The following is a 12,458-nucleotide window of genomic DNA, read 5'->3' on the forward strand; positions in this document are numbered from 1 at the left end:
GGCGATTAAAAATCAATCGTCGCCGACAACTTGGCAACACGCGGTTCACCCTGACTCAGGTAACCCCCCAACGCCGACTCCCAGTATTTCTCATTGGCGACATTCTCCACATTGGCGCCAAGCGTCACATCGCGCTGATCCACCTTGAAGGTATAACGCGCACCCAGGTCGAAGCGATTCCAGGCCGGCAGACTCAGGTTGTTGGCCGCATCGGCATACTGGCCGCCAGTGCGCAGCATACGACCGCTGAGGGTTGCGCCCTGCAGGCCCGGCACATCCCAATCCACCCCCGCATTGAGCTGGAACGAAGGCACACCGATTGCGCGATTGCCGTCGTTGGCGCCATTGAGCGTGTCCTTGAGCTCGGTCTTCATTACCGTTACGCCACCGAGCAAACGCAAACCACTCACAGGCTCACCGAAGACATTCAGCTCCACCCCCTGGTTGATTTGCTGGCCTTCGCGCACATAGGCGGCGGTGGTCGCGCCAGTCTGGATCGAGTAACCATCACTCGGCTGCTCGATACGGTACACACCCAGCGTTGCGCCGTAGGTGCCCATGTCCAGTTTTACCCCCGCTTCAGTCTGTTTCGAGCGGGCGGGCGCGTAGGCTTGTGCACCATTGGTCACCGTCAGGCCACCGGATGACACGGGAGCCGTCGGCCCCTGGGTCAAGCCTTCGATATGGTTGGCATAAAACGACACATGCTCCCAGGGTTTGAACACGATCCCGTAAACCGGCGTGTTGATTGACGCCGTGTAGTTGGAGCTGCGCGGGCCGGAACCATACGCATAGTTCTGCATGACCATTTCCTGATGGCGCAGCCCTGCGGTGAACAGCAGACGGTCATCCAGGAAACCAAAGGTGTCAGAGATGGCCGCACTGCGCACGAACGTCTTGGCAGTGATGCCGGGGTCACCCAGGTCACCGCCGTTCACCGTGCCGCGCACCGGTTGTGCAATGTCGCTGGAAGGGTGGTAGAGGTTGCTGGCATTGGGCGTAAAGTCGAACTCGTAGGCATTGCGCGCCTGCGTCCAGGTGCCTGTCAGGCCGAGGTTCAGTTGGTGGCTGACCGCACCGGTCTGGAACTTGCCATTGAGACCGGTCATCAGGCTGGTGTTGTCTTCCTGATGGGCGATGCGCGAACCGGTCACCTTGGCCGTGCCGAAGTTATCGGTCAGGGTCACCGACGAATAGCGCCCGCTTTCATTGGTATGTTTGGCGCCGGCGGCAAGGTAGGCGGTCCAGGTGTCGTTGAGGTCGTATTCGCCGCGCAGCATGCCCAGCGTGTCCTCGATGTTGGTCGCGTTCCAGCGTGGCGCGTAGTTGGTATCGGCCGAGGGTGCACTCGGGATGTGGGTGACGCCGGTGCCCAGGAACACCGAGTTACGGCCGCCGTTGACGCGCTGTTTCTGGTAAACGAAATCACCCGATAAACGCAGGGCATCGCCACGATAATCCAGGCCGACGGCGAACAGCTTGGCCCGCTGGTTCTCGTCATCAATGCCGGTATCCCCTTCGCGCTGGGAAATATTCACCCGCGCGCCAAACCGATTGCCCTCGCCAAACCGCTGGCCCACATCCAGATGCTCGCCCACCCGGCCATCACTGCTGATATCGGTGCTGAAGCGGCGCAGCGGCACATCATCGGCGCGTTTGGGTTGCAGGTTCACGCCGCCGCCAATGCCCGAGCCGCCCGGCGTGACGCCGTTGATAAAGGCATTGGGACCCTTGAACACTTCCACGCGCTCCAGCGCGTCGGTGGACATGATCTGACGTGGCAGAATGCCGTACAGGCCGTTGAAGGAAATGTCGTCACCATTAAGTGGCAGGCCGCGAATCACAAAGACCTGCGCCTGGTTCGCATACCCCGAGGCCTGACGCACGGACGAGTCGTTGAGCAGCACATCGGCCACCGTTTCGGCCTGCTGGTCGCGGATCAACTTCTCGGTATAGGCCGCCATGCTGAACGGCACATCCATGATGTCCTGATTGCCCAGCACACCCAATTGGCCACCGCGTGCCACCTGTCCGCCGCTGTACGCCGGTGGCAGCGCGTTCGGCGCGGGTGCGTCGGCGCTGATGTTGGTGGCGCCCAATTCCAGTGTGTTGCCGTCCTGGCGCGTAGTCGGATCGGCCGGGGTAGCAGCCTGTGCGGTAAGGCTCAGGGAGCAGCAAAGGGCGAGCAGGGTAGGGCGAAACGGCACGGCGAGTCGGTTACAGGTGGGCATGGTCGATCCTGACGGAGAACCGTCAATGTGAGGAAAAGGGCAACAGCGTTGCGCGTCCTCACTGCGCGGATACGACTCCGGTGCAAATGATAGTAATTGTTATTAGCGTTTTGCAACAAATTTGTCAGATTAGGCTCCGCGCGAGCGTTAACCTGCCGCGTCTGGCCGGATGCCGGGTAGAATCACCCCCTGAACGCAATGTTTGAGGTGCGGCACGGTGGATTTACAGCAGGGTTTCGTCCTGACCCGGCATTGGCGCGACACCCCGGAGGGCACGCAGGTCAGCTTCTGGCTGGCCACCGACCAGGGGCCCAGGTTTGTCCGCCTGCCCGTACAGACCTCGGTGATGTTCATCCCCGAAGCCCATCGCAAACCGCTCGACTGGCTGCTCAAGGACGAGCGCGACATCCAGCTGCGGCCGTTGCAGTTGTGCGATTTCCATCACCGCCCCGTCCTGGGCCTGTATACGCGCCAGCACCGCCAGGCAATGGACCTGGAAAAGCGCCTGCGCACCGCCGGCGTTGACGTCTACGAGGGCGACGTGCGCCCGCCCGAGCGCTACATGATGGAGCGCTTCATCACCGCCCCGGTGTGGTTCGGTGGCACCCCCGATGCCGACGGCACCTTGCTCGACGCGCAGATGAAACCCGCCCCCGACTACCGTCCGCCGCTCAAGCTGGTGTCCCTGGACATTGAAACCACCGCCCAGGGCGATCTCTATTGCATTGGCCTGCAAGGTTGCGGCGAGCGTCAGGTGTACATGCTCGGCCCGCCGAACAACGCCTGCGCGGTGGACTTCAAGCTCGACTACTGCGACACCCGTGCTCAACTGATCGAGGCCCTCAACCTCTGGCTCGCCACCCATGACCCCGATGCGATCATCGGCTGGAATGTGGTGCAGTTCGACCTGCGCGTGCTCCACGAACATGCCCAGCGCCTCAACGTGCCGCTGATGCTTGGCCGTGGCGACGAGCCGATGGCGTGGCGCGAACATGGCAGCCGCAATCATTACTTCGCCGCCGCCGCCGGGCGCCTGATCATCGACGGCATCGAAGCGCTGCGCTCGGCCACCTGGAGTTTCGAGTCCTTCAGCCTGGAAAACGTCGCGCAAACCCTGCTCGGCGAAGGCAAGGATATTTCCACGCCGTATCAGCGCATGGACGAAATCAACCGCATGTTCGCCGAGGACAAGCCCGCCCTGGCGCGCTACAACCTCAAGGACTGCGAGCTGGTCACGCGGATCTTCGCCAGGACCGAGCTGCTCAAGTTCCTGCTGGAGCGGGCCAGCGTCACCGGGTTGCCGGCCGACCGCAACGGTGGTTCCGTCGCCGCCTTTACCCACCTGTACCTGCCGCTGATGCACCGTCAGGGCTTCGTTGCGCCGAACCTGGGCGACAAACCACCCCAGGCCAGCCCCGGCGGCTTTGTCATGGACTCGCGTCCGGGCCTGTATGAATCGGTGCTGGTGCTGGACTACAAAAGCCTCTACCCGTCGATCATCCGCAGCTTCCTGATCGACCCGGTGGGCCTGATCGAAGGTCTTAAGCACCCCGACGACAGCGACTCGGTGGAAGGTTTTCGCGGCGCGCGTTTTTCCCGCACCCGGCACTGCCTGCCCGCTATCGTCGCGCGGGTTTCCGAAGGCCGCGAGGTGGCCAAGCGTGAGCGCAACGCGCCGCTGTCCCAGGCCCTGAAAATTATCATGAACGCCTTCTACGGCGTCCTCGGTTCCAGCGGTTGCCGGTTCTTCGACACGCGCCTGGCCTCGTCGATCACCCTGCGGGGCCATGAAATCATGCGCCAGACCCGCAAGCTGGTTGAAGCCCAGGGCTATGAAGTGATCTACGGCGACACCGACTCTACCTTCGTCTGGCTCGGCAGCGCCCACGCCCAGGAGGACGCCAGCCGCATCGGCCAGGCGCTGGTCGCCCACGTCAACGAGTGGTGGCGCGCGCACCTGCAGACGGCGTTCGGCCTGCACAGTGCACTGGAGCTGCAGTTCGAGACCCACTTCACGCGCTTTCTGATGCCGACCATCCGTGGCGCGGAGGAGGGCAGCAAGAAACGCTACGCCGGGCTGGTGGTGCGCGCCGACGGCAGCGAAGAGATGGTCTACAAGGGCCTCGAAACCGTACGCAGCGACTGGTCGCCCCTGGCCCGGCGCTTCCAGCAGGAGCTTTACCAGCGCATCTTCCACCGCCAGCCGCATCAGGATTACATTCGCGACTACGTGCGCCGCACCGTGAGCGGCGAGTTCGATGAACTGCTGATCTATCGCAAACGTCTGCGCCGGCGCCTGGACGACTACGAGCGCAACGTGCCGCCCCATGTACGCGCCGCGCGCCTGGCTGATGACTACAACGACCGCCTGGGCCGCCCGCGCCAGTACCAGCGTGGCGGCTGGATCAGCTACGTGATCAGCGTCAACGGACCGGAGCCGCTGGAAGTGCGGCAGGCGCCGATCGACTACGATCACTACGTGACGCGACAATTGCAGCCGGTGGCGGAGGCGATCCTGCCGTTCGTGGATGACGATTTCAGCACCCTGGTCGGCGGACAGATGGGGCTGTTTTAAAGGAGGCAGCACCATGTACACGCTCTACGGCACCGACGAATCCGGCTCGTGCATGATCGAGATTGCCCTGCAACGTTGCGCCGTGCCGTGGCACCGCGTGGACGCCAGTTCCTGGCATGAGGGCGAGGGCAGTGAAGCGCTTGCGCGAATCAATCCGCTCAAACAGATCCCTACCCTGGTCACACCCGATGGGCAGGTCCTCACCGAAAGCGCGGCCATCCTGATCCACCTCGGCCTGGAGTTTCCCGACGCCGGCCTGCTGGCCGGCAATCGCGGGCAAATTCTGCGTGGCCTGCTGTACATCGCTGCCAATTGCTATTCGGCCATTGGCATCATTGACTACCCGCAACGCTGGCTGGGCGACGTCGATCAGGCGCTGCAGGCGCAACTGGTCACCGGCACACGACGCTACCTGCACCAGGCCTGGGTGGTGTTTGCCGATCAGTTTGCCGAACAGTTGTTCGCGCCCAACCATGCGCCGAACGCTTTGGGCATCATGGCGGCGGCGGTGTCGCGCTGGGACGGCGCGCGGCGCGCGGGGAGCGTTGAGCGCATTGGCCCCGGGCTTTGCCCACACCCTGGCGCAGGTGGATGCCGACCCGATAGTGGCCCCGGTATTCGCCCGGCATTGGCCACACTGGAATGGCCTCTGAGGTTCGTGCAATCAGAAGAAACAATCACTGCCCAACCGGCCTGATCCCTTGCGCGGCGCGCGTCCTGACCTACGCTTTCAGAACCCGGCGTAGGAATCATCCTTGAAATTGACGGTCGCACACATGAAACTCAAGAACCTGCACGCAATTCAAAGGAGGTGCGCATGCTCATCCGGTCGCTGACCCTGGCTACCTTGATGGCTTTTACGGGGCCGCTGTTGGCCGCGGATGATATCAACCCGCTCAAGCAGGACATGGGCAAGGCCCGTCCGCTGGTGGTGGTGGAGCTCGATTCCGGTAACGCCACATTGTCCACGCTGCAGAAGCAGCTGGACGAGCCTGCCAACAAGCAGTCGTTCGAAGAGCGCAACATGGTGTTCTACACCGTCAAGTTCGGCAGTATCGGCGCCGAAGGGGAAAAGTTCGCCAAGGAGGCCAAGGACAACAAAAAGCTCACGCCGCCTGAAACCAATGCGCTGATCCGTGCCCTCAAGCTGGGCGCCGGCAGCGGCACCAAGGTGATCCTGATCGGCAAGGACGGCGAGAAGAAGCTCGAGAAGACCGTGCCTCCGGATACCCTCGACCTCAAGGAGTTCTTCAGCACCATCGACCAGATGCCCATGGCCGAGAAAGAGGCCGCCGCCGCCGCAGAAGCTGCGCCAGCCGAACCTGCCCCCGCCAAGGGCAAACCCGGCAAGCCCGGCGCCAAAGCCCCCCAACAACTCGACGACTAACCCACCACCCCCTGTGGGAGCGGGCTTGCCCGCTGCCACAGCCGCCTCAGCGTTGCTTCGCCACCGGAAACGGGAAATAGAAAAACCGCAGAACCGCCACCCGCTTGATCACCTCCCCGATCAGCAATGGCCCCACCACCGCCACCACCAAACCCACACCTGCCGCCAGGAAGGGATGCAGCCCCAGGCGTTGCATCAGGTCGAAGGTCTTGTGCTGAATCTCCCCGTGAAAAATCAGCAGGATCAGCGTTGACTGACCGATGTAGGTCATCGCCCGCGTCACCAGCGCCGAGACCGTCAACACCTTCGCCAACGCCCAGCACGCATACATGCCAATCACCGCCAGCAGGCTGGTCCACAACCAGTGGTCATAACGCCGTTGCGCCAGGTCCATGGTGTCCCAGGTCAAGTCGAACAACACGGCGAACACCACCACCGCGATCAACAGCGTCAGCCAACTGCCAGGGTGCGTGCGCAGCCAGTCGCGCAGCAGGTAGCCGGCGATGAAGCAGGCGCTGCTGATCAGCGTGATATCCAGGCTGAACGGCAGCCCCGGCAGTACCCAGGTGTGCTCGCCGAGCGTCACCGGCCATTGCCAGAACAGCGGCAACATCCAAATCCCGAGCAGCAATTGCACGGCAAGCAGCAGGGCACTGGCCCACGGCGCAAGCTTCAGCCGCAGGATCAGGCGCAGCATCACCCAACTGAACAGGATCGCCACCCACATGTGCGGCAGAAACCACATGGCCTGCCACGGAATGGTGTCCACCGAGGCATAGAACACGCCGCCAATGTCCGGCAGCAAGGGTTGGTCGCGCAGCAGCGCACGCAGGCTGACATACAGCAGCAGGGTGAAAAAAAACGGCTTGAGCAGGCCGTCGGCCTTGCGCACGGCCATCTCCACAAACGGCTGTTCCGGCTTGAAAAATACCCCGGATAAAAAGAAGAACAGCGGTATGACGAACGACGCCAGTATCGGGTACATCAGGTCCCGTGAGTTCGCCACGAACCAGCTGTGAGCGAACACGATCACCAGGATGCCGATGCCTTTGGCGATATCCATTTGAATCCAACGATGTTTCATGGGCGTCTTCCCGATCGATCATTCATGCCTTGCGCCACGGCTTGAGCCACAGCCCCATGCCCAGCAACACCACGGCCCCGGCCAGAGTGCTGAGCCCCAGTTGCAGCCACACGCCGTCAATTCGAAACAGCAGCAAAGCCGCCAGCAGCATCAGTGCTGCGCTCAGCAGCCAGTGTCTGGCCCAGGGCAGGGCGCCAAGCAGCGCCTGACGCTGCATCAACAACAACGCCGTGCAGATCACCCCGGCCAGCGCGGCCAAGGGAATACCGGCCAGGCCGAACATGAAGGGCAGGGCGCCCAGCAGCAGCACATTGACCAGGCTGCCGAGCAGTTCGCAGCGCAGGGGCTGGCGTGTGTCACCGGCCGCATAGGCATAACGCGCCAGCAGTGCGTTCCACGCGCCGAACACCAGTGGCACCGCGAACCATGCCAGCAGCAGCGGTAACGGCGAGTCCGCCGACTGCCTGGGCAACAGCAGCGCCACCAGGCTCGGTGCCGCCGCCACCAGGCCGACCCCGGCGGGCAGGGTCAGCATGCTCGCGGTGTCCAGACCGCGTTTGAGCAGGGCCAGGCGCGCATCGCCCTGGCGGCGGCTCATCATGCCCAGCAGCACCTGATTGAGGCTCATCAGCGCAATCAGCGGCAGGTTCATCAGCTTGCGCGCGAGGTTCACCCAGGTCACCGCGCCTTCGCCCAGCAGCGACGCCACCAGCCGCTCGATCAACGCCAGGCCCTGGCTCGCACCGTTGCTCAGCAACAAGGGGCCGATGCGTTGGCCCAGCTCCCGCAACGGCGCCGCCGACCACTGCCAGCGCCACGGTCGCCAACCCTGGCGCCAGATCGACGGCAACAGCGCCAGCGGCATCAGCAGGCTGCCGGCCAGGCACGCCAGGGCCAGCGTGTGCGGCGCGGTCGCGGTTCCGGCCAGGGCAAGGTAGGTCACCGGCGGCAGGTTGAACAGTAACGAGCCCAGCCCCGCCAACACAAACCGCTCACCGGCCTGCAACGGAATGCTGAACAGTGCGTGCAGCATCAGGCCCGGCACGCACCAGGCGACCACCTGCAGATTGCCGGCGGCGAGTGCCGTGGCGCTGTCCGCCAACCCCGGCCCCAGCAGTTGCACCAGCCACGGCGCCAACAGCGTCAGCAGCAGGCTGGTGACCAATGCAATCGCCATCAGGGCCGGGAACAGCACGGTCAGCCAGCCCAGTCGGTCGGCATCCTTGCGCTGCAGATACAGTGGCAATGCCGCGGCACTCAGCACACCGCCGGCCAACGACATGCGCAGCGCCTCGGGCAAAAACAGCGCGATCAGGAAGGCGTCACTGCGCTCGCCCGCGCCCCAGGCCGCCACCAGCAGCCATTCACGCGCAAACCCCAGGCACAGGCCCAACAGGGTCGCCAGTGTCAGCCAGGCGGCGGAGCCAAGCATCAGGGACGTGCGCCATCAGTTAGCGGTTTGCGATGGGCCACGCGCTTGACCTGCGGCACGCGCGCCGCAAACAGGCGGCGTGCTTCCAGCACATTGAGCCCCACCATCAGCCAGAACAGCGCGACCATTACCACCGCAAAACTGAAGTAGTGGTCGAACAACCCGCTCACCAACGCCGCGAGGATCCCGGCGGTGCTGCCGAGCCACAGCGCATTGTCCTTGGTCAGGCGAATCGGGCCGCGTTCCGGGCGCGCCTCGCGCCACCAGCGCACGGTCACGGCGACGAACAGCAGCATGCCGACAATGCCGGTCTTGTAGATGAAATTCAGCCACAGGTTGGAGATCCCCAGAAACGGCGTGCCCGGTACCGGTGGGTCGACCTTGAAGCCGATGCCGAACGGATAGGCCGCGACCGCCTGGGGAAACATGCGGTACTCGTCGAAACGGATTTCGGTACTGGCGTTGTCCGACGAAAATATCGTCGCCAGCCGCTCCTGCAATGGTGGATACGCCAGCACCAGCGCCACGGTCAGCGCCGCGCCGATCATCAGCAGGCGCCCGGTGTACGGCACGCGGCGCGTGGCCATCCACATAAGCACCAGCGCCAGGCTGACCATCGCACCACGGCTGCTGGCCAGCAGCAGCGCCGCCGCGCCGAGGCACGCCACGCCCAGACCCAGTGCGCGTTTCCAGCCGCGCTCGGTCATGCCGAAGCAGAACGCCAGGGGCAGCAGCAGCGCCATGATCCCGCCGATGGCGTTCGGGTGCATCCACGGCGAGCCCATGCGCGAAGACATCGCTTCCAGGCCGAATTTGAGCATGTCGAAGTTGCCGTAATTGAGCAGCGCCAGGATCGGCGCAATGCCCGCCCCGGAACGCGTGCGTACGAACACTGCAATCGACATCACCAGCATTGCCAGCGTGCCCAGCAGCAGGGCGACCACCAGCGACTCGCGCTGTTTGGGTTCCACCAGCAGTTTGGCGCACAGAAACACCGCCGACAGGCTCAGCAACCAGCGCAGCCAGTTGGCCACGCCGCTGGTTTCGACATTGACGACGATCACCTGGCCGACAATGAACGGGAACACGCTGAACAGCATCAGCCACAGCAGCATCTGGTCGGTGGGCCGGCGCCACAGGCTGGGCGCCGCCGGCAGGCGCGAGAGAAACGTCTGCCACAGCACCGCGCCCCAGGTCAGCGCGAGGATCGCCTCGCTGACCGTGCTGCGAATCCCCAGGTTGATGGTGGAATACGGCATAAACGTCGCGAGCATGGCGAACAGCAACAAGCCCCACAGCGGAAAGCGCAGGATAGTCACCGCCGCCGCCAGCCCAACCACGCCAAGCAACGCCTTGGCCGGTGACAGCGCCAGTGCCATCACGCCGAACAGCAGGCCGAAGAGGATCGCGACAGGGGCGCCCAGGGAGTCTCTCATTGCAATTCCTCGATCAGTTGCGCCAGGCGCAGGCGATAGGCCTGATGGTTGAAGCGCTGCGCCCACTGCCGGCGTTGCTCGGGCGACTCTTCGTCAGGCTGCTCGCCCAGGTTCACCATCAGTTGCACCAGCGCCGGCCCGTCGGTGGGCGAAAAACGCGGCGCCGAGGGTGGGGTGATTTCATCCAGCGACGTACCGCTGGCCACGGCCACCGGCGTGCCGACGCTCAGCGCCTCGATCACCGGCAAACCGAAGCCTTCGGCATACGACGGCTGCCACAGGCGCGCGGCGCGGCGGTACAGCGCGTGCAGCTCGGCATCCGACACGCCGCTCAAGGCGCGAATCCCCGCCACGCTACGCTGGGCTTGCGGCAGATGATCGAGGCTGCCCACCAGCACCAGTTCCGGCACGGCAGGGGACAGCCGACGGGCCTCCTGCCAGGCCTGCACCAGAAACGGCACGTTCTTTCGCAATTCGCGAGTGCCCACCAGCAGCCAGTAGCGCTCGGGCATTTGCCGCGCAGTGAGGTCCGCCGCCAGTTCGACAAAGCTGTCCACCTGGTTGGGCAGTACGCGAACCTTGCCCGCCGCTTTGGGAAACAGGCGCACGGTTTCATCGGCGCTGTACTGCGACGGCGTCCACACGCGGTCGGCGCTGTGCACCGCGTAGGCAATCGACAGGCGATCGCTGGTCTTGTAGATCAACGCCTTCAGGCGGTTGGCGTGGTAATTGTCCAGAGTGATCTGGAACAGGTCATGCAGCAGCACCACCGTGCGCAATCCCTTGGGTTTGGGTGGCAACGGCAGGCCCATGTTGAAGGTGCTGATGTACAAATCGATATGCTGCTCGCGCAACGCCCGTGGCAAAAAACCGGCTTCGAAGCGCAGGCGATTGTGCGGCTGGTGCATCGCGGTTTTCGCGCAGCCCCAGGCCGGGCAGTGCGCCTGCAGCCGCGTTTCGTCCCCCAGCGGCGCCACGGTAAAGCGCTCGAGCGCAACGCCCGGCAAGGTGTGCAAGGCGCTTTCCAGCGCATACACCTGGCGGCTGATGCCCGATTGCGGCGAGGTGCCGACGGTGCGGTAATCAAGGCCTACACGCATGCGGGTTCCTTTTCGGTGAGCGGTGAAAGGCTGGCGTACACGCGCTCCAGCTGGCTGGCGGCGACACTCCAGTCATGGGCGCGGCGCACGTAGGCGCGGCCGGCTTCGCCCATGGGCGTGGCGGCGTCGGGAAACTGCAGCAGGCGCACCACGGCGTCGGCCAGGCCGGTGGCGCTCTGGGCGCCGAGGTAGTCCAGGCCTTCCACCAGGTCCAGGCCGGACACGCCCTGTTCGGTGCTCGCCAGCGGCAGGCCGGCCGCCAGCGCTTCGAGCACCTTGAGCTTGGAGCCGCCCCCGTGGCGCAACGGCGCCAGAAACACCGAGCAGCTCGATTGCAGGCTCAGCAGATCGGGCACGAACCCCTGCCACTCGATACGCGGGTCCGGCCAGCGCGTGCGCCAACTGTCGGGCATGCCGAAGCCGCACACACTCATGCGCGCCTGCGGGCAGCGCTCCCAGACCTTGGGCAGGATCTCATCCAGCGCCCACTCGATGGCGTCCACATTCGGCGCGTATTCGTAGTTGCCCAAAAACAGCACGCGGCGGCTTTTCGGGTCCGGGCGGGCGCCGGCGAAGTGGTCGCAGTCCACCCCGTTGACCACCACCGGCACCGGCTTGCCGGCGATCTTTGCCAACGTTTGCGCATCGCTGTCGGTGACCGCCACCACCTGCGTCGCCTGGCGCATCACCCGGTGTTCCCAGCGGCCGTAGCGCCACTGGTCGTAGCGAATAAACGGCAGCGCCCAGTTCGGCAGGCGATCGTAAGTGGCGGCGCCGAGGGCCGATTCGACGTTGTGTTCGGTCAGCACGAAAGGCTGGGCGGTGCGCGCCAGTGCGTCTTCGTAAGGTTGGAAGCTGTAGGTGTGCTCGATCTGCACCACGTCCCAGTGCTCGTTGAGCAGTTGGTTGAAGCGCGCCTGCAAGGGCGCGGACAGGCCATTCACGCTGGCCAGCAGCGGGTAGGGCGCAAACAGCCCGGCCACCAGGGTCTTCAGGCTGCGCAGTGGACGGCGCGGCAGCACGATCAGGTGGTCGAGAAAGGTCTCCAGCACCTGACGGTCGGCGAGCGACACCGGGTGCTTGTCATGCAGCAACAGGGTGATCCGGTGCCCGCGCGCCGCGAGGCTGCGCAGCAGGTGGAACTGGCGCGTCTTGCCGCCGCTGGTGGCCGGCCAGGGCGAGTAGGGCAGGATCCATAAAATGCGCATGGCTG

At 64.4% G+C, this 12,458-nt stretch carries 8 protein-coding genes and 1 pseudogene; 3 read left to right on the plus strand and 6 right to left on the minus strand.

Annotated features, from left to right (window positions below; all coding sequences use genetic code 11):
- Positions 1 to 5 precede the first annotated feature (5 nt).
- A complete protein-coding gene (locus RHM60_RS00275) occupies positions 6 to 2,231 on the minus strand; it encodes a TonB-dependent receptor (RefSeq protein ID WP_231421636.1) in 2,226 nt (741 codons plus the stop codon).
- Positions 2,232 to 2,448: 217 nt separating this feature from the next.
- Between RHM60_RS00275 and RHM60_RS00280 the strand changes: the two genes are divergently transcribed.
- From RHM60_RS00280 to RHM60_RS00290, 3 genes and pseudogenes are all read left to right on the plus strand, one after another.
- On the plus strand, positions 2,449 to 4,806 hold the full coding sequence (locus RHM60_RS00280) for a DNA polymerase II (RefSeq protein WP_209980833.1): 2,358 nt from the start codon (positions 2,449 to 2,451) through the stop codon (positions 4,804 to 4,806).
- A 13-nt stretch (positions 4,807 to 4,819) separates the two neighbouring features.
- Positions 4,820 to 5,459: pseudogene (locus RHM60_RS00285) on the plus strand (glutathione S-transferase N-terminal domain-containing protein).
- Between the two features lie 164 nt (positions 5,460 to 5,623).
- Entirely contained in the window at positions 5,624 to 6,193 is a 570-nt protein-coding gene (locus tag RHM60_RS00290) for a DUF4174 domain-containing protein (protein ID WP_209980837.1), read from the plus strand.
- A 46-nt stretch (positions 6,194 to 6,239) separates the two neighbouring features.
- Here RHM60_RS00290 and RHM60_RS00295 read toward each other — a convergent pair whose 3' ends face one another.
- From RHM60_RS00295 to RHM60_RS00315, 5 genes are read right to left on the minus strand one after another with little or no spacing between them, the layout of a single operon-like run.
- Positions 6,240 to 7,277: an acyltransferase family protein gene (locus tag RHM60_RS00295; RefSeq protein WP_209980839.1), complete on the minus strand. Its 1,038-nt coding sequence runs from the start codon at positions 7,275 to 7,277 to the stop codon at positions 6,240 to 6,242.
- Positions 7,278 to 7,299: 22 nt separating this feature from the next.
- Positions 7,300 to 8,709: a lipid II flippase MurJ gene (locus tag RHM60_RS00300; protein ID WP_231421638.1), complete on the minus strand. Its 1,410-nt coding sequence runs from the start codon at positions 8,707 to 8,709 to the stop codon at positions 7,300 to 7,302.
- Positions 8,709 to 10,145 carry an O-antigen ligase family protein gene (locus RHM60_RS00305; RefSeq protein ID WP_209980844.1) on the minus strand — a complete coding sequence of 479 codons (1,437 nt, stop codon included), beginning with the start codon at positions 10,143 to 10,145 and terminating at the stop codon, positions 8,709 to 8,711. Before RHM60_RS00305 ends, RHM60_RS00300 begins: the two co-directional genes overlap by 1 nt.
- Positions 10,142 to 11,245 carry a glycosyltransferase family 4 protein gene (locus RHM60_RS00310; RefSeq protein WP_231421640.1) on the minus strand — a complete coding sequence of 368 codons (1,104 nt, stop codon included), beginning with the start codon at positions 11,243 to 11,245 and terminating at the stop codon, positions 10,142 to 10,144. Before RHM60_RS00310 ends, RHM60_RS00305 begins: the two co-directional genes overlap by 4 nt.
- Entirely contained in the window at positions 11,236 to 12,453 is a 1,218-nt protein-coding gene (locus tag RHM60_RS00315; RefSeq protein ID WP_322213232.1) for a glycosyltransferase family 4 protein, read from the minus strand. The genes RHM60_RS00310 and RHM60_RS00315 overlap by 10 nt, the downstream gene beginning before the upstream one ends.
- Positions 12,454 to 12,458: the final 5 nt, after the last annotated feature.

It is taken from the genome of Pseudomonas sp. MH9.3, assembly GCF_034354675.1.
GTDB lineage: Bacteria > Pseudomonadota > Gammaproteobacteria > Pseudomonadales > Pseudomonadaceae > Aquipseudomonas.